This is a genomic window from Breznakibacter xylanolyticus (assembly GCF_003254275.1).
Classification (GTDB): domain Bacteria; phylum Bacteroidota; class Bacteroidia; order Bacteroidales; family Marinilabiliaceae; genus Breznakibacter; species Breznakibacter xylanolyticus.
The window spans coordinates 1-18994 of record NZ_QKZK01000026.1 but is presented as its reverse complement, the minus strand read 5'-3'; the positions used below and the strand labels follow the sequence as shown (position 1 = coordinate 18994).

Genomic DNA, 18994 nt, shown 5'->3' with positions numbered 1-18994 from the left:
TATATTAAGATCCATAATGCACTCTTCAATGCATGAACCACACATTTCATTGTTACAATATATTATGGTAGATCCTGAAAAATCTACCTTATTAGTATGTAGAATGTTTGTAAAATAATTGTACACTAATAATTTATCTTGTAATAAATAGTTTGTATCTAATGTACTATATTCTGAATTGACAATTTTATTTTTTTCATTAGTCAAACTATTAATAATATGTCTCAAATGAATGATAGAAAAAATAGTAACGCATATAATTAATACGGATAGTATGTGTGTGTATGTTAAGTAGGTTCTCATAGTTTTGGTTTGAAAATCATTAATATAGGATTTGAATTTTGCGTCAAATTTATTGTTGCCTTTTTTAAAGCCCAGTAATTTTCTTCTCTTTTTATTTTGTTTAAGAATAGCAGTTTTGTGTAGTAGTTATAGAAGTCAGTTATTTTATATGCATCTATTGCGCTAATGAAAAATTCATCTTTATGCCCTTTTATAAATTCTGGATCTACAATACTTTTTTCACAATAGCTAAGACCATATAATGACAATCCTTCTTTGTTTAAGAAGTCATAATAATAATGCAGTATTCTCCTGTTTTTGTTTGCTACCATAGAAAAGTAGATTGTGTTACCTGCAATTGTGAAATTAGATATTGAAGTAGGAAGACCTTTATCTAAAAGGATGTCATTAAGTACATCTTCACTTTTCCCGATGTATTTATCTAAAAGTGATTCAATGTTGGTAATTCCAAAATCAAAAGAAAAAGCAATTTCAAGAGTTCCATTTTCATTTAATTTATAAACATTTGGATTACATAAAAATACGCTGTAGATGTCTTTTCCATACATTGCTATTTGAGAACCAATCATTGGAGAGTAAAATTGATCCACTCCTCGAGAAGGCCTAAATATAGGTGTGTAAGTATTTTTGTTTAATACTATATCAAAGACTGTGCAGTCAATTGTTTGTGAGTGCATGTCTTCATGATGAAAAAAGTACTGGTTGCCATTAGTTGCAAAACGGCTAGCTATTTCAAAATCAAATTTTTTCTCCATCATATATTTACCATTGTAGTCATAGCATAGAATCCGTTTTCTAGGTCTGTCACATATTTCAATTTGTCTAGTTATTTTGTTCAAAAAAAAATCTTCTAATTCAAAATATTCATTCGATCCTTTCCCTTTTTTACTTATTTTTTGTAAATACATTCCATTTTTATTAAATATGAAAATGGCATCTAATTTCGTATCGAGAATAAAAAATAATCCCATGTCATATTCTACTCTTTCGATTTCATTAATTAAAAAATCAGACCCTGTTTCTAGTGGTATATAATAACAAGTGTCTATATAATCTGCAATTGACATGTTTTTTCCATCAATGTCGACATTTTTAATGTGATAGTTAGTTGATTTTTCAATTCGATTTTTTGTAATTGATTCTTTTTTGTTTGTGCAGCTAATAATGAAGATAAAACTAAATATAATTACAAGTTTATACATGGTGTGTTGGTTTGATTACAGATGTCTTTTCTGTAAGAGAAAAGACATCTGTTTTTTAGTTATATACCCCAATAAACATTTCTTTCCAATGATAAATCGCATGTCGACTTAAATTCAACTCGAGTACATCGATATGAATCTCCAATTTACGTTTTATAATAGTATTGGTTAGCTGATGATCCACTTCCCCCTAAGCTAGCCGAAATATCTTGTGAGATAGGATTATAACCTGCTGATATCTGACCTCCGCCTGAATTTGAGTTGCTTCCACTTGTGGTTGAATATATTGGAGTTGATCTAATTGCGTAACCTCCTAATTCCCACCAATATGTTTCAGCATATCCAGTATTTCCGTAAGCAATTATGGTGACTTCATTTACGCAGTATACTAATTGTCCATTAATATTCTGATATTTTCCTTGTGGTAAGGACATTATCTCTCCAGTTGTTAATGATTGAGCCATCGCATTTTCTAAAAATAAGAATGAATTTTGTTCTGTTTTCGTTGAAGAAATACATACATTGCAGACGATTGCTGTGGCTACGATACCACATATAATAATTTTCTTAAACATGTTTTTTATTTTAATTTCAATTAAATTATTCTTTAAGCTTTAAGATTTTTAAGCCTTTTAGGCTTTGGATTTATGAAACTTAACTCATTATGCCTCCTTTCATTTTTTTAGGAGGGAGCCGGAAGGGGGAGCACTGCTTGCGAGGCATGGTGGCTTCCCCTTCTTTTTCCCTATTGTTTGTAACTTGATATTATTTTCTTCATTTCGCTTATTATTTCATCCGTAGCCATCGATTGCACTTTGACGGGCATGGTCAGTACTTGATTAGCCGTTTCCACAGCCTTTACCGTTTGCCCCGTGTCGCGGTAGAGCACTGCCAACAGGTATTTGGGGAACATCATGCCCGGCACCATGGCCGCAGCGTTTTGGTATGCCCTTGCTGCTTCGGCGGTATTGCCCAATGCTTTGTGGTTATCGCCCATGGTGTTGTGGATGATGTAACTGTTGTGGTTTTTATTGGCTATTGCTAGTATGTCGTTACTATGTGTGTAGTTACCTGCCATGTTCAATGCTTTTCCGTACATCTGTAAGAAGAGTCCGTTGTTACTCAGTGGGTGCAAAGCGCTGGCATAGAGTTCCACGGCATCGTCGTACCTCCGCATGTCGTAGCATTGCGTGGCCTCCTGCCATTTTTTGAGTGCGGCGTAATGCGCCATGCGTTGCGGCATATAGGCCACGGCCATGGCAATCACTGTGGCGATGGTGCCCGTGATCACAACGTTTGTTGCCCTGTGGTGGGAGAGGGTCATCACGGGTCGTCTGTTTCCTGCCAGCATGGCCGTTGCCATCACCAGGAGGAGCATGTGTGGTGCCATGTCGAAAGGGTAGGAGAAGAGACCGAACACCAGCAGGGACAACAGAGCGCCTTTCAGTCCACGGTTCATCAGGCTTCTTCGAACGAGGAAGCGGGCTTGAGGAGTCTCCACCGGTTTGCTCGTCATGACCGCCCACATGATGCCCAAGGTCAGGGCGATGGCCACGGCACCGTATTGGAGCCAGAGCTTCAAAAGCTCGTTAAAGGGCGCTTCGGGCGAACCGGCCACGAGCACTTGCGCCGCTGTGCCATTGCCCGATTGGAACCAGTCGGCCTGCGCGTTCATGTAAAGCGCGTCGAAGGCTCCGGCGCCGTGTCCAACCACCGGGCTTTGTGCGATGAGGGTGCCGGTGACCTGCCACATGAGCCAACGACCGTCGGCTGATCCTGATTTCAGGGCATACATTCCCCAGCCAACGCTCATCAAAAGTACCAGACCTCCCATGATGACCAAGGTTCTCACGGCCATCGGCCATTGTTTGAAAATAGACCAGATCATCCATCGGGTTCGTTGAGTCCGCGGGTGCACCCAAGCCACGAACAAGGCACCGGTGATGGCAGCGAGCCAGGCAGCACGCGACCGTGCTGCCGGTATCACCAGCAACAAGGCAATGACCACGCCAATGGAGATGTATTTTAACAGGATGCGGCCAACCCCTTCGGCGGTGGTGGGTAAAAGAAAATGGTGTTTGAGTATGGTGATGCTTCGGCAAGCATGCTTTGGAGGCACCAGTGTCTTTGTGCCAATGATGACGGCCAATGCCAACGGTAGTGCAGCAACCACATATCCCGAAAAAGGCCCCGGGTTGTGGAACGGCCCCGTAATGCGAAAAAGAGCATGCTGTGATGGCGCAAGGCCATAGAGTTGCAACAACCCCCAAGCGGAGATGATCAAGGCAACTGCGAGCCACAGGCCGATGGCGGCAGTGGTGAAATGGCGTTGCCACGACGCCAGGCGCATAAACAGATAGATGAGCAGCCACAGCGACACGTTAAAGATGGTATCGCCCATGGGTTGGTAGTGGCCGGGATGGAGCAGTCCGTCGGAGGCCGTCACCCACAGGGCAAGCATCCCTACGGCCACATCGGTGAGTGTGAGCGAGATGCGGCGGTCAGTTGTGATGAATAACAGGCAGCAAGCGAGTGCACCCGGTGTAGCCACTTCCAATGCCCACTGTTTGCCGGTGATGATGCCCGCGAAGAGGTCGGGGCGCACCACCACGGCCGATGCCAGCAGGGCAGCTGTGATTAACCATGAGAGCCAACGAAGCAGCTCGTTTGCAAGTGCGTTTTTGGATGATTCCAAAATAATGGTCATAAAGGGTTCAACAAATGGCAGCATGGCCAAGCCCTTCCCACCTCACATGTCACGACCGGGCGGTCGTGCGCTTCCTTCTTCACAGACTTTCTTCTATTGATGTTGGCAACAACGGTTTTGTGTCGCGTTGTGCCGGCATCAAACTGCATGACAAAAATGTGTGAATTTGATAAATGACAGTTCTAATCACAGACATTTTTGTTCTAATTTCAGACATTAATTACGGGGGGGGGGGTAATTGTAATGCGCAGTAAATGAGCGGTGAAGGTATTTGTTGATTTTTTTGATGTTTGTTTTGTATGAAATTTATTTTGTAATTGATGTTGGAGGGGTATTTATTTAAGTGTGTGTGGCAGCTGCGGAAAAGGGTGGAGATATCGGGTCGGGGGTGATTTGCTGGATGGCTTTGCGGATGTTTTTCTTTGTTAGCACCACAGACACAACTCATCTGTGGCTTAAGAAAATAATATTCGATTACTTGATCCCACTCCGAGAAAGCATTGATCTGCGAAATCGCTTTGCGCTTTGCGCTTTGCGATAGCAAAGAATTACACGAATTTCACAAATTTAATACGCAGATAAATTGTTGATTGCTTTTTTAGAGTAAAACACTTTTGGCGTGTACGTCTATTTATCGAGATTAAGTTTTGAAATTACGACTACGGGGTTAATTGATTTGCTAAAATCTAGACCTTCGATGCGTGCAATGGTATCCAGCACATTGGGAGGATATTCATACTGATAGGCCACTGAAATCCAAAGTGAGTCATTAAAAAACTTTAAATTATTAGTCATATCATACGGTCCAAGGTCGTTATAAATGCTATGTCCCGATTGAACAATCCGATCTTCTTTTGTGTCATAAATGAACAGACAACCTTTACCTCTGACTTCGTCCAATTGTTTCGTTGCGTTAAATAGGAAATATCTATCTCCGCCCATAAACCTCACATGCCCAAGTTTGCCCATATTGATCTTTCTGAATTTCGTATAGTCTTCATATGTAATAATAGATCTGAAATTATCATCTACCCACATAGGATTTGGCTTCAACTCAACATGATATCTCAAATGCATATCCATACCCGATAACTCATAAATATTTTGCTCGCCAGGCGTTAGTAATAAAATCTTGCCATTGCTACGTAAAAAGGGTTCAAAAGGCAAGTATGAACTGTTGTCAAGCCAAAACTCACGTTGTAATTCCAACCTGAGAGAATCTGGTGATGTCATGATTAAATGAAAATTTGTCGGTTTCATGGCATCATCATAATACCCATCCATGCTTCTATAATAATAGCCATGGTCACCATGTAGCGCCAACCCCTGTATGTGACTTGGTGATCGATAATCTTTAACAAGCTCACCATGTAGCGTGTATAAAAGGATTTTCATTTGACTGTTGTCATAAATCGCCACCTCTTTGGTGTCATGGTTTACCCAGGTTGTAGTTATGTGCTGATACTCACCAGGGCCTCTACCTTTGAAATTAATCTTGGCTACAAGATGCCCATCAAAATCATAGGTCAATACAGAACAAGTATTCTTATCGGTAATTATTAGTAAGCTGTCCACAACATCGACCTTGGAAATAGTGCCAATCATTGTCTCGTCAGTGTCCTCCAATAATACGACACGTGTTGATTGTACAAAATCCGATGCCTTCATTTCTGCCTCCTCATCAAAAAGAAGCGTAATCACCTTAATATCTTCGTTTTTTGGCAACTTGTTATCGTTGCATGCTGCCAATATCAAAACGATAATCATCGATAATTTAATAACTATTATACGCATGTGTTTGTTTGTGATTTCATTAACGCCATCTTACATCGAATCTACTACTTTTGCCCCATTATTGGGCTATTGTCAGTCGAATTGCATGAGCTTCTTTAATTGGCTGAAATATTGACAAGAACCACAATTGGATTGGCTTCAGTTTTAAGTTTTTCCAGTTGTTCTTTATGATTTCCAATTATTTGAATGTTTTTGTCTGATTGTAATGTCTCAAAGAAATTTGCTCCCTCCGCATTAGATGGAATAATTTTAGAGACAAAGCAATCATTGTCTACGGCGACAAATTCACTCCCTAGTAGAGATGTGTATTTCACTTTTAAATAACAGGAATATTGATGATCGCTCTTTGAGTAAATTACCTGATGTGGTAAAATACCGAAAAAAGAAAAAGTTATATAATCATCGTTTTCAAATATGCCCCATAAGTGATCTATTTTGTCATAATCCTTTTTGTCAGGGTATTCGGCATACATTTTTAATTCATCCAGAGTTGGAAAGTCTTTGCTTTTTAAGGAGATCAACGGTCTTATGCCTTTGGATGTTATTTGATAGATCATGTTATCTGTCGCACTGTAGTAATTAACCTTGTTGTTACTTTTATATAAAAGCTCATGGAAATTCTCCATTTTATCATTTATTCCGGTCACTGCTTTTAGGGTGTCAATGAAACGTTGCTCATCTATTCGATACAAACCAACACTTTATTCTAGTTTTCCATTTATGTTAATTTCCTGAAATACAATTATTGAATCCGTCAGGTTTTCGCAATAATTTGCCTGAAAAGGTAATTTGATTTCGTTGATAAAATGGCCATTCATGTCATAGATAAAGAATTGACCTGTACAATCCAGGAGGTGAATTTTATCGTTGGACACAAAAAAGTCTTTCAAATACAAATATTCACCGGGACCCCTTCCTTTTTTGTTGATTTTAGAAACAAAATCGCCCTTGTCGTTAAAAATAAAAACGGTACTCAATGTTTTATCCAATATAAAAATTTTGTTCCCCTGTTTCTTCATCACATCAAGGCGGGCAATCATAGAATTTTCATTTGTTTCCAATGGAAGATACTGCACCTGTTGGATAAAGGAACGATCACTTTTGTTTGACATCAGTGAATCAAGATTTACATGTTCGATTAAATTGTTGTCTTTTTTTTGGACGCATGAAAAAAATATGACACATAAAAGTAAGGATTGGCTTAGTTTATTTTTCATACCAGAGTTTTTTTGTTTGTGATTTGTGTTTTATGTCGTAAAACATTAAATAGCAGGTTTAAAGTCGTTGAATTAACACAGTTGTTCTTGCTGAATTAATGGTTGGATGGTATGGTGATTGATTCAATAATTTGTCCTTTTATTTCTTCAGAAATTGAGAATATGCACACCATCGCAAGAATTCTATTTTGAGCAAGATTGAAATTTATTTTATCATTATTTGAGAAGTATATTATTAATCCGGCTTTGTAAATATCACCCATGTCAATTGTAAAATGATAGAAATCGTTGAAAATACTGTCGGATTTACCAATTTCTTTTATGTAATTTAAAAATTTGCCATTTCTGTTTAATATTAATTCTTCATTATTGATGTTTTTTGAATGATGAATGTGCCAGAATTCTTTAATTGTATTTTTATCAATACTTTTTAAAAAATTGAATTTCATTTTATTGCTGATCGGTATTATGTAATTGTTTGCAAGCATGCTGTCTTTGAGAATGTCAAAATACACATGGTATGCATGATTGATGTCTTTCTGATTTGTTTTGGATTTTACGATGTCGTCCGTGTAATCAATTAATGTTGAGATATCGTGAATTTCATTTGGCGTAAATATTTCATTTAGTGTTTCGTCGTTTTTGAATGTGTTATGATCGGTACAGCCAAGTGTGTTAATCATGGTTATCATAATAAGAGTTGAAAGGATGGCGTGAATCTGTGATTTAGTTAAATGTTTTAGTGGCTTCAACGTTTTAATTATTTAGATGGTGTTGGTGACTGTTTTTTGAAGGTTTAAAAGCGACGCTCCATGGTTTTCTCTACTTTTTCTAACTGAAGCAAGGGAGTCGATGGCGCTTGGAGTGCTGAGGAATACACTGTGGTGTATTTCTCTTTAATGACAGAGCTGTTATTGGGCAATCTGTCGAGCAAAACACGGAAGCGAACCTTTACTTCGTTTTGATCCATGCGATAAGTGATACTGTCTAGGAGTATCTTTTTCACATCTTTTAATTCAATCAGATTTGTAAACATGGCGGTGCGGATGGTGTCGCTAAATCGGGTGTTTCCTTGTTCCAGTTCAAATCCAATTTTAATTTCCGGTGATGGAGTTGATGTGAACTGGTAAGCGCTCCTCAAGCGTGTGATGGTATCTCCGTTTTGTTGGGTGGAGGTGCAGCTTCCGTTTGACCCCTCTGGGGTGTAAAAGCTCTTGGTGGTGGTGGTTCCCGGGATGGTGTCGTCGGGAGCGAAGTATTGAGTTGTGACTGTGCTGAAATGGCATCCTGCAAATAAGAAGCATGAGGCTGCGATGATGTAATTTTTCATGTTTTTGAAGTTTGTTGGTGTTGAAAAAATATTTGGTTGTTGAGTTGTGTTTTCAACTTAAGTTTTGGATTGCTTGATTACTATTTATCTATTCTTTTAGCGCTTCTAAAATTCTTTTATACGCCTCTTTTATTTTTGTTTTGTTTTAGATGATATAATTTTGTTTTCTTTTCTCGTTGTTTTAAAGCTTTGAATATTTGTTATTTTAAGAGACAATTCACAAGAATTGGATTGCTGTTTTCATGAATGGTCGAGATGATATTGGTAAGTTCCAGATTGATAACACGATTTTTATTTTCTATCAGCCAGGTCGCATCCATGAAGTAAGTGATTTGGTTCCCGTTTTGGAAAAATCGGAGCTCTTCGATGGGAAGCGTGACGCTTTCAAAATTATTCGTGTCGGTAAGTTTATTAGATAAGCTAATCAATGAGTCGGAATGGCCATGTGCCAACCATCGTGATCCCCCTTGGAAAAAGCTGAAAAGCCAGCTGTTTTTGACCTGCATAAAGTTGTGTATGCCATTCACATAATCCGTTTTGTTGAATTCGGTGAAAAACTCAAAAACGTTGCCGTAATCCATTTCGAATAGTGCTTGAGGAACAGTGTGTTGATCAAAATTGAAAATGCGACTGTGTTGAACTCCGTCATCTGTGATGACAAACAGCGTATCGTTGAAAGCTTCAAAAAAATATAATCCTTCCAGCGTTGACGTAAAATTAACATCGCTTCTGATATTGAGATATTTTGACTTTTGAAGATTGGTTTTTAGAAATCCGGCAGTGTTTCCATTGGCCAATAAGTGTGTCAATTTGAATGGATTAAAACCATTCTCTTCTTCACCGCTGTATATCCACACAAATCCACTGGGTAATACTTTGATTTTTAATGCCCACATGTTGATGTTTCTTTCGTTGATGAACTCAAACGCTAGACTCAATGTCATGATTTTCTTGCTTCCTCTGTCTAATAGGTACAGGGTATCCTTACAAATATCAAAATCGGTGATGCCTTGATATTCAGTTGGTCCACGGCCACTCCTGTCGAGTTGTCTGCGGATGTGTCCTTGGTGGTCAAAAACGAGAATTTTGTTTTGCCCGGATATGTATATTTCATCATTCTAAATCAGCAATTTATTTATCTCACCCAATAGGCATGAGTCGCATGTTTCTAATGGAATATATTGTCGGTTTGTAAACAATTCGGATGCATCCATCTGTCGGGATGCGTGAATGTTCACTAAGGTGGTTGGCGTATCAATCCTTTGATGTGATGGGTGACAAGCTGTGTAAACGATCAGTCCTATGACGATTGTTTTTTTTATCATTGTTTTTATTTTCATAATTTTTAGAGTTGATGGTTCATGGAGATAGAATCAATATCTAAAATGTAATTGAGTTAGGTGTATTATTGTTTATGTGTATACGTGGTATTATGTAAGTGATTTAATTGTTTCACCAATTTGTTTGGAATAATGAAATGACCCATATTTTGTGTGTTTTATTTTAATCGGTTTGAAGTTGTTGTGTTGGGAGATTGATTTTCCGGATAACCAGTATTGGATTGATTGATTGGGAGAAATCCACATGATATTTTTTTTCAATTTCGCTCTGCTTGTCTTCCCTGATTTCATACTGATGGAAAGAAGAAATCCAAAGTGTATCATTAAAATATACAGGTGGTTTCATATAAAAACCGTCTTTGTTATTGCAGCAAACACCCGATTCAATGACTTGATTGGTATGCATGTCGTAAATCGAAAAAGCCAAGTCTGATACATCTATCGTCCTCCCTTTTGAATAAGAAAAGAATAGAAACCGGTTGCCAGCCATATATTCAAGATTCTTGATTTTGCCAATGCTTTGATTGACCATGTCTTTGCAGTCCTTCAGTGTTTTAATTTTTAAATAATTTTCATCTCTCCATAACGGATTAGGGGCCAAAACGACACGGTATTTCAATTGAATGTTCAAACCTGATATTTCATAAATATGCTGTTCCTGTGGTGTTCGTAATAATATCTTGTCGTTGCAGCGCACAAACTTTTGATATGGCATACTCTCACTGTTTTCAAAGAAAAAATCCCGTTGTAAAGCTAGCTTTATAGAGTCGGGAGAAGTCATAATTAGGTGAATATTTGAAGGTTGCATGTTGTCATTCGGAAATCCGTCCATGCCTCTATAATAGTAGCCGTGATCGCCACATAGCGCAAATCCGTGTATGTAGCCGGGTGATTTATACTCTTTGATGAATTGACCGTTGAATGAATACAAAAGAATCTTCCTTTGTTCGTCGTCATAAATTCCAATTGTTTTATTGTCGCCGTTTATCCAGGTTGTATAAAGAGCCACGTATTCGCCGGGGCCTCTTCCGTGTGCTTTGATTTTGGCTTTAAGTTTTCCATTGAGGTGATAAATAAACACCGACATGGTGCTTAAGTCTGTTATTATGAGTGAGCTATCCGCCAAATCCACTTTCGAAACTGTTCCGATGCAGGCATCATTGTTATCATCAAGAAGGACAACGCTGATGGAATCGACAAATTTGGAGGCATTCATTATTGCTCTTTCGTCAAAGTTCAATTGGATTGTGATCGCGTCTCCTTCCGTCTTTGAATTTCGTCTGTTCGTACATGCGGGCATTGCCATTATGACGATTAATAATATGATTTCACATTTCATGACTTGCATCATTGTATCTGTTTTATGGGTTGAATACACGTAATGCTATGTTTGCGTGTATTATTGATCACCATTCCTTTCAGTGAACGGTGTCTTTGAGTAATTGCATGGTCACATCTTTCCCAACAACTCGCATCACGACCTGGCGGTCGTCAATATCCTTTCCCACAGATGATGACCTGTATGTGTGATGACAAGATGGTTGATCCTGTCATCGGGTCATGCTTTTCAATGTTAAAATTGGGTTAAATTGAAATAATTGAGTTTCAATTACAGACATTTTTGTTGTGATTGCAGACATTTTGTGTTTTGATGGTTTTGTGTAATGTGTTGATTAATAGCGTTAAGGTTTGCTTTTGTGTTTGTGAGTGGTTGTTGCAGAATTATTATTTGATGTTTTGTTTGTTTGATGTTGTTATTTTATTTGTTGTAATAGTGATCTCACAATATGTAGTTGCAAAAAATTGTTTGATATGAATTGAAATGGAGACATGAACTTTCGTGAGTCTTCTTTTTTTCCTTTACTGTCAATCTGCCAACAGCATTATTCTATTAAAATCCAAACAAAACCTTGAATTATGGCGAAAATTGGAGGAGAGTTGTTTTTGAGCAGTAGACTAATTTTTTCACACACTCGTTTTTGATGCAATTTGTCGGGTGGGTTGATGTTTTGTTTTGTAAATAGCTGATTAAGAGTTTTAAGGGTTTGTGAAAGGGATGTGTTTGCCACTCGTGCAATGCTTTTTTGTGACCACAAGGGTAAGGATTGGTGCATCTGTTGGTGTATTTCACCCTGTTAATAGCGCTGCTGTGTCCATAATTGGAAATGATATGTCTGAAATCGAAACGATCGAGGGGAGGGGTGTGTTAATTTTACTCTCCACAGGATAATAATGATTCTCGAATCGCTATTGATGCGCACGGTTGGATGAGTGTATCTATTTCTGTTTTTAATATGTTGGTGCATTGATTTTGTTGGTCATCATGTTTGATGATTTATCAGTGTGGTATGCTAAAAAGTGAAGTTTAAAAACCATAACAATGAGACGATTTTTTTCTTTTAACAGGCTGATGCTTGTGTGGGCGATGTTGCTCATGGGCATGTCGGCTTTATCGGCGGTGAAATTGCCACGACTGGTGAGCGATGGTATGGTGTTACAACGAGATGTCATGTTGCCGATATGGGGATGGGCTGATGCCGGCGAAAAGGTAACGGTAGAATTTTGCGGAAAACGTTATCATACTAAAGCCGACAAGCTAGGTAACTGGCAAACGACACTTCCAGCCATGGAAGCAGGAGGGCCATACGTGATGAAAATCAATGATGTGGTTTTACAAGACATCATGATTGGTGAGGTTTGGCTTTGTTCCGGCCAGTCGAATATGGAATTGCCTATCCGTCGGGTCATGGATTTATATGAGGCGGAAGTGCGACAGATTCATTATCCCAACATTCGGATGTTTCGGACTTCGAATCGGAATGATTCAGATACTCCTCAGAACGATTATAAAGATGGTAACTGGCAGTGTGCTGTTGCAGCTAATATTATGGATTTTCCGGCTGTGCCATATTTTTATGCAGAACGTTTGCATCATCAATTGGGAGTGCCCATCGGTTTAATTCAGACGGCCATTGGCGGGTCGCCGGCCGAGTCGTGGGTGAGTGGCACATTGGCCAAGCCCTATCGCGACGAATGGGAGCAGTCGCAGGCTCGCATCGATTCCATTCGTCAATCACGCAAGAATGAAGTCCCTTTCAACTGGTTTGCTGAGGTCAACAGCAACGATCCCGGTGCCGGTCGTTGGTCAAAGGATGGCGTTGATGTGACGGATTGGTCTCAAATTTCATTGCCGGGATACTGGACAGATAAAGGAGTCACGCAGAAGAATGGTTCGTTGTGGTTTTATAAGGAATTTGAGGTGCCCGATTCGTTGGTGCATCAGCCCGGTGTGTTACGATTGGGGCGTATCATCGACAGCGATTCGGCTTTTGTGAACGGAACGTTTGTTGGAACGGTATCATATCAATATCCCCCACGCATTTATTCCTTACCAGATGGTGTGTTGAAGGCCGGGATCAATCGTTTGATGGTGCGTGTGTTTTGTCCGGGAGGCAAAGGGGGTTTTGTAGAAGAAAAACCCTACGAGGTGCGTCTCGGAACGCAAGTGATTGACCTGACCGGCGATTGGAAATACCATTCGGGCGGTGAGGTGAAGCGAAGTGGTTTGCCCGGAAATCTCCAGTTTAAGCCCGGAGGTTTGTACAACGCTTTGATTCATCCAGTGATTCGTTATGGCATAAAGGGAGTGATTTGGTATCAGGGGGAGTCGAATACCGGACGTGCTTTGGCGTACGAATCGCTCTTTCAATCGTTGATTACCGATTGGCGCTCGAGGTTTGGACAACCCGAAATGCCTTTCTTATATGTGCAGTTGGCCAACCTGGGGCGTCCCAATAAGCAGATCACCGAGAGTGGCTGGGCACAGTTGCGCGATGCACAGCGCCGCACTTTATCGTTGCCTGCAACGGGTATGGCGGTCTCTTACGATCTTGGTGAATGGAACGATATTCACCCATTAAATAAGAAAGATGTGGCCGATCGTTTGGCTCTTGAGGCCATGCGAGTGGCTTATGGGGATACCTCAGTGGTGAGTTCGGGACCTTTGTATGAGTCCTTGCGTGTAGAGGGCAACAGCTTGGTGTTGTCTTTTTCTTCGGTGGGCAGTGGCTTGTTTGCCAATAGTTACCTCGATGGTTTCCAGATTGCCGGCGAAGATGGGCGATTTGTTTGGGCCGAAGCAGTGGTGCTGTCGCGAAATACGGTAAAGGTGTGGAGCCCACGCGTGAGCCACCCCGTTAAGGTGCGTTATGCCTGGGAAGACAATCCGGAGGGTGCAAACCTCATGAATAAAGAGGGATTGCCGGCTTCACCATTTGAGGCGAAATAAGCGGAGATTACAGTTTACACGTTGGTGAGATCTGAGATGTGTGAGTTTAGAGTGTTTAAGTGCGAAATTGAAATTTAATATAGAAAAAGAGATGATGATGAACAATGTAAAGCGAATGATGACCTTGGCTGTGTCGTCGATGTTTGTTTTCGCATCGTGCGCGCACGGTGAAAGAAAGGGTCATACGCTCAAGGAAGCTTTTGAAGGGAAGTTCTTGGTGGGCACAGCCTTGAATATTGATCAAATTGGTGGGTTCGATACAGCATCCCTCCGGGTGGTGAAGACGCATTTCAATGCCATTGTGGCCGAAAATTGCATGAAGAGTGAGCAGATACAGCCTCGCGAAGGTGTGTTTGAATTTGCCATGGCTGATCGGATGGTTGAGTTTGGCGAAGCTAACGGCATGCAAATTACCGGACACACGCTCATTTGGCATTCGCAAACGCCCCGATGGTTTTTTAAGGATAGCCAGGGCAACGATGTGACGCGTGAGGTTCTCATTGAGCGCATGCGCACACACATTCACACCGTGGTGGGGCGATACAAGGGGCGCATCAAGGGATGGGATGTGGTGAACGAGGTGATTGACGATCGTGACGGATCGTATCGTAAGAGCAAGTTTTATCAAATCATCGGCGAAGATTACATCAAGTTGGCTTTTCAGTTTGCTCACGAGGCCGATCCGGATGCTGAATTGTATTATAACGACTATTCACTCACCAATTCCCGCAAACGTAAAGGTGCTGTTGAGATGGTGAAAAAGCTGTTGGCCGATGGCGTTCGCATTGATGCTGTGGGCGAACAGTGCCATGTGGGACTCGAAGAGCCCACCTTGGCCGAATATGAACAAACCATCAAAGATTTTGCTGCATTGGGAGTTAAGGTGATGGTAACAGAAATGGAAATTAGCGTGTTGCCAATGGACTGGAGTCTGGGTGCCGATGTGTCGGCTCGCATGGAATATAAGGAGAAATCGGATTTGTATGTCAACGGATTGCCCGATGATGTGAATGCAGCCTTTGAACAGCGTTATCTCGATTTCTTCAACTTGTTTCTCAAATATCAGGATGTGATTACCCGTGTGACCCTTTGGGGAGTGAATGATGGTAATTCGTGGAAGAACAACTGGCCCATTCCCGGACGCACCGATTATCCGTTGCTGTTCGACCGTAAGAACCTGCCCAAGCCGGTGGTGGCCAAATTAATTGAAGCCGGGAAGAAGAATTAATGACGTTTAATGCAAATCCGTGTGAACACCTCTTTGTTTTTTTGCATCAAATGAGATTCTAAAATACGGTGAATCATAGAGTCTTCTCTGAGGTTCTGTGTGCAATAATTGTTTCGCAGAGTAAACACAAGAAGACACCGAGAGCTACAGAGCAGAATAGTCATTTTTACGGATATCATATAACTTTTAATTGATACTGTCAACCATGGTATCTTCTCTGGAAGATCACCTCTAACCACATGAAACAGGAATGTGTGTCTAACGATGTGAAATCGTGGCTTGATACACTTTCTGTCAGTGTGGTTTTTGCATTTAATGAGCCTATGTGTTGAAATAATGAACGGATGTTGTTAAAAGATGTTTAGAATGGATTAATTTTGGCGGTGCGTTAAATCGATATGAAGGGAAAAGGAATGAATCGGGAAATGAAGAGATTTTATCGTCTTGTAGGCATTGTGTTGTTTGTATTGCTTGGGCAATTCAATGGGCAATCGGCCAAGTTTTATAATATTAATTCGTTGTACGGCATTTCGTTGCGAGAGGTGAATTCTGTGTGTAGTGATGAGCAGGGTTTTATCTGGGCTTCTTCGAAAATTGGGATTTTGCGCATTACCGATGATGACCATCGGATCTATCAGTTGCCTTATGCCAATACCAATGTGATTACTGTGAAATTGGTCTATGAGCAATCCCATTTGTATGCTTTTTCGAATAATGGTCAAATTTTTCAGTTTAATCCCATTTATGATCGTTTTGATCTGATGCTCGATTTGAGCGTCATGCTTAATACTCGTTACTTGAATGTGTTAAGAATGTTTGTTGATGCTTCTGGAACGTTCTGGTTTGCCTCCACCATGGGCGTTTATCGTTATCAGTCCGGACAATTGACACTTGGTTTTGATATTCGCAATGAGAATTTTGCCATCACCCCCTTTGATGATCATCAATTTGTATTGGTGCAAAACAACGCAGTGTTGTTGTTGGATACACAATCCTCTAAAGTCACGACATTATATGCCATCACAGGTGATGTTCCCATGCAGCCCTCATCGGTTTATCACGATCGGGTTCATCAACGTTTGTGGATAGGCACCATTTCGAGTGGGTTATACCTGTTCGATTTTAAAACGCAGGATTTGCGTCGTGTCTTGGATGCTGTATTTCCTCGTCAACCCATATTGGATATCGAGAAGAATAGTGAATCAACCATGTTGATTGGTGTCGATGGGCAGGGGATTTGGGAAGTGGATTCGCAAGCCACGCGAGTGATGAATGTGTTGCGCGAACAAGTCAACGACCCGTCATCACTCAAAGGCAATGGTGTGTATGATCTCTATTGTGACAATCATCGGCGGGTTTGGGTGTGTACCTTCAGTGGTGGATTGTCTTTTTTTGATCAGGCCACTCCGTTGGTGACTCAGGTGTCTCATCAAATTAATAATCCGAACTCTTTAGCCAATAATGATGTCAATAATATCATTGAAGACAGAAACGGAAAATTGTGGTTTGCCACCAATAATGGTGTGAGTTGTTGGAATGTGTCGACCCATCAGTGGCAACATTTGATGAACGATACGCGGGGGCAGGCCAAGGTGTTTATGTCTTTATGTGAAGATGATCAAGGGCGCATCTGGGCCGGGAGTTATTCGTCTGGGGTGTATGTCTTTGATTCGAAAAGTGGGCGTGAGTTAGCGCATTATATGCGCAATGAAGCCGGATCGCCTGTGTTGAGCGACTTTGTGTTGGACATTTATAAAGATCATGAAGGAGATATCTGGATTGGCGGAGTGAATGGTGAGTTTATATGTTATCAACAACAAAGTGGGCAGTTTCGAACTTATACCCGCGAACCCATTAATGTGTTTGCAGAAATCGCCCCCGGAGAACTGTTGTTGGGATGTAGTTATGGACTGATTCAATTGAATAAACATACCGGAGCCATGAAACAGTTATTGTTGGGTTTCTCCGTTACCGATATTTTGGTACAGGGCGATGTTGTTTGGCTTTGTACCGGTGGAGAAGGAGTGATTCAATATCATCCTGCAAAAGCTCAGTCGAATAAGATCGATGTCCGCTCAGGACTGCCATCTAATTTTGTCAAAAGCATTGTCGATGTTGATGATTATTTATGGATCGGCACTGAAAGTGGTTTATGTCGGCTCAATCCCTCCGATTTGAGTGTGGTATCATACAGTTCCAATTACTTGTTGTCACGTAGTTCATTTAATAATCGCTCGCATTGCCAATTGAGAAATGGTCAGTTGGCATGGGGAACTAACCTTGGTGCATTGCTATTTCAACCATCGCAGGTGCAGGAGATGCCGTCCGGAGGGAAGATATTCCTGCAGGACTTATTGGTTTCAGGTCGTTCGGTTCGCGATACATTGGTATTCGATTTGACAAAGCCAATCGATCAATTGGAATCTGTTGAGTTAAAGTACTATCAAAACACCTTTAGTTTGGAGATGCTGTCAATTCAAACGTCTGCCGGTTCTAAGTTTTCCTGGCAGTTAGAGGGTTTCGACAAGGAGTGGAGTCAACCTTCAGATAATCGGATGGTGACATATACCAACATTCCATCGGGAAGTTATGTCTTAAAAGTCCGGATGTATGATAGTTCATTGTCGCACGTGGTTGATGAACGGACTTTGTCTATTGAAATTGTTCCTCCTTTTTGGAAAGCATGGTGGTTTTGGGTGCTTGTGTACGTGGTATTGCTCGGTTTAGCTGTTTTGGTGTTTATTTATTACCTCAAGAGCATTCGTCAGAAACACACCGAAGAGAAGGTTCGTTTTTTCACCAACACGGCGCACGACATCCGCACATCACTCACCCTGATTAATGCCCCTGTGGAGGCCTTAAACCGCGAGCCTCATCTCACCAAAGAGGGACGTCACTACCTTGGGTTGGCCATTGAGCAGGCGCGACGCTTGTCATCGGTGGTGACGCAATTGATGGATTTTCAGAAGGTAGATATTGGTAAGGAACAATTGACCTTTGTGATGGTCGATGTGGTGGGATTGGTGTCGCGACGAATCTCAATGTTCGATTCGCTGGCTCAAAGCAGGCACATTCAACTTGTATTTACCCCTTCGCAATCCCAGTTTTTGACCGGCATTGACGAGTCAAAAATGGAGCGAGTCGTTGATAATTTGTTGTCTAATGCCATCAAATACTCGCGTGAGCACAGCAAGGTTGAGATTTCGCTGACAACCACGGAACAAACCTGGGTGTTGGTCGTCACCGATCAAGGCATTGGCATGAGTAAGGCTATTCAACGACGTTTGTTTAAAGAGTTCTTTCGGGGTGAAAACGCCATCAACTCCAAGATTGTTGGGTCGGGCATCGGTTTGTTATTGGTTAAAAACTATGTGACCATGCATCAGGGAGCTGTCAGTTGTGTGAGTCGAGAGAATGAGGGTTCAGCTTTTCGTGTCGAAATACCTTATCGTCAGGTGGCACAAATGTCTTTGCCCGATGATCATGTTTCAAAATCACTACTGACCGACAAAAAATAAAATAAGGGTTACCGCCCGAAGGTTTCACCCTATAGTTGTAGATTTATGTTGCGAAACAAAATACAAC

At 40.9% G+C, this 18994-nt stretch carries 12 protein-coding genes and 1 pseudogene; 3 read left to right on the top strand and 10 right to left on the bottom strand.

Annotation, left to right across the window (positions count from 1 at the left end; translation table 11 throughout):
* Positions 1-299: 299 nt before the first annotated feature.
* From LX69_RS13125 to LX69_RS13080, 10 genes and pseudogenes are all read right to left on the bottom strand, one after another.
* Complete coding sequence (locus tag LX69_RS13125; protein WP_111446514.1) at positions 300-1505, bottom strand: 6-bladed beta-propeller; 1206 nt, start codon at positions 1503-1505, stop codon at positions 300-302.
* A gap of 146 nt (positions 1506-1651) precedes the next feature.
* Entirely contained in the window at positions 1652-2080 is a 429-nt protein-coding gene (locus LX69_RS17550; protein WP_146260738.1) for a hypothetical protein, read from the bottom strand.
* A gap of 170 nt (positions 2081-2250) precedes the next feature.
* On the bottom strand, positions 2251-4212 hold the full coding sequence (locus LX69_RS13120; protein WP_170124393.1) for an O-antigen ligase family protein: 1962 nt from the start codon (positions 4210-4212) through the stop codon (positions 2251-2253).
* 627 nt (positions 4213-4839) lie between these two features.
* Positions 4840-6006, bottom strand: coding sequence for a 6-bladed beta-propeller (locus LX69_RS13115; RefSeq protein ID WP_111446512.1), 1167 nt, complete (start codon positions 6004-6006; stop codon positions 4840-4842).
* Positions 6007-6101: 95 nt separating this feature from the next.
* Positions 6102-6698, bottom strand: coding sequence for a hypothetical protein (locus LX69_RS13110; RefSeq protein WP_111446511.1), 597 nt, complete (start codon positions 6696-6698; stop codon positions 6102-6104).
* A gap of 9 nt (positions 6699-6707) precedes the next feature.
* The gene (locus LX69_RS13105) at positions 6708-7223 is read right to left on the bottom strand and encodes a 6-bladed beta-propeller (RefSeq protein WP_111446510.1); all 516 of its coding nucleotides are present in this window, start codon (positions 7221-7223) and stop codon (positions 6708-6710) included.
* Between the two features lie 95 nt (positions 7224-7318).
* A complete protein-coding gene (locus LX69_RS13100) occupies positions 7319-7906 on the bottom strand; it encodes a hypothetical protein (protein WP_170124392.1) in 588 nt (195 codons plus the stop codon).
* Positions 7907-8019: 113 nt separating this feature from the next.
* Positions 8020-8553, bottom strand: coding sequence for a hypothetical protein (locus LX69_RS13095; RefSeq protein WP_111446508.1), 534 nt, complete (start codon positions 8551-8553; stop codon positions 8020-8022).
* A 200-nt stretch (positions 8554-8753) separates the two neighbouring features.
* Positions 8754-9878 (bottom strand): annotated as a pseudogene (locus LX69_RS13090) (6-bladed beta-propeller).
* 178 nt (positions 9879-10056) lie between these two features.
* On the bottom strand, positions 10057-11244 hold the full coding sequence (locus tag LX69_RS13080; protein WP_111446505.1) for a 6-bladed beta-propeller: 1188 nt from the start codon (positions 11242-11244) through the stop codon (positions 10057-10059).
* Positions 11245-12273: 1029 nt separating this feature from the next.
* Between LX69_RS13080 and LX69_RS13075 the strand changes: the two genes are divergently transcribed.
* The 3 genes from LX69_RS13075 (at position 12274) to LX69_RS13065 (ending at position 18927) form a co-directional block, all read left to right on the top strand.
* Complete coding sequence (locus LX69_RS13075) at positions 12274-14181, top strand: sialate O-acetylesterase (RefSeq protein ID WP_111446504.1); 1908 nt, start codon at positions 12274-12276, stop codon at positions 14179-14181.
* Positions 14182-14275: 94 nt separating this feature from the next.
* Positions 14276-15409, top strand: coding sequence for an endo-1,4-beta-xylanase (locus tag LX69_RS13070; RefSeq protein ID WP_245935019.1), 1134 nt, complete (start codon positions 14276-14278; stop codon positions 15407-15409).
* Positions 15410-15807: 398 nt separating this feature from the next.
* Positions 15808-18927: a sensor histidine kinase gene (locus tag LX69_RS13065; protein ID WP_111446502.1), complete on the top strand. Its 3120-nt coding sequence runs from the start codon at positions 15808-15810 to the stop codon at positions 18925-18927.
* Positions 18928-18994 lie beyond the last annotated feature (67 nt).

Coding starts and splice junctions, on each gene's coding strand:
- LX69_RS13065 (WP_111446502.1), top strand. CDS start 15,808: ATGAAGGGAAAAGGAATGAATCGGGAAATGAAGAGATTTTATCGTCTT.
- LX69_RS13125 (WP_111446514.1), bottom strand. CDS start 1,505: ATGTATAAACTTGTAATTATATTTAGTTTTATCTTCATTATTAGCTGC.
- LX69_RS13080 (WP_111446505.1), bottom strand. CDS start 11,244: ATGATGCAAGTCATGAAATGTGAAATCATATTATTAATCGTCATAATG.
- LX69_RS13120 (WP_170124393.1), bottom strand. CDS start 4,212: ATGACCATTATTTTGGAATCATCCAAAAACGCACTTGCAAACGAGCTG.
- LX69_RS13070 (WP_245935019.1), top strand. CDS start 14,276: ATGATGAACAATGTAAAGCGAATGATGACCTTGGCTGTGTCGTCGATG.
- LX69_RS13095 (WP_111446508.1), bottom strand. CDS start 8,553: ATGAAAAATTACATCATCGCAGCCTCATGCTTCTTATTTGCAGGATGC.
- LX69_RS13115 (WP_111446512.1), bottom strand. CDS start 6,006: ATGCGTATAATAGTTATTAAATTATCGATGATTATCGTTTTGATATTG.
- LX69_RS13100 (WP_170124392.1), bottom strand. CDS start 7,906: ATGATTAACACACTTGGCTGTACCGATCATAACACATTCAAAAACGAC.
- LX69_RS17550 (WP_146260738.1), bottom strand. CDS start 2,080: ATGTTTAAGAAAATTATTATATGTGGTATCGTAGCCACAGCAATCGTC.
- LX69_RS13075 (WP_111446504.1), top strand. CDS start 12,274: ATGAGACGATTTTTTTCTTTTAACAGGCTGATGCTTGTGTGGGCGATG.
- LX69_RS13105 (WP_111446510.1), bottom strand. CDS start 7,223: ATGAAAAATAAACTAAGCCAATCCTTACTTTTATGTGTCATATTTTTT.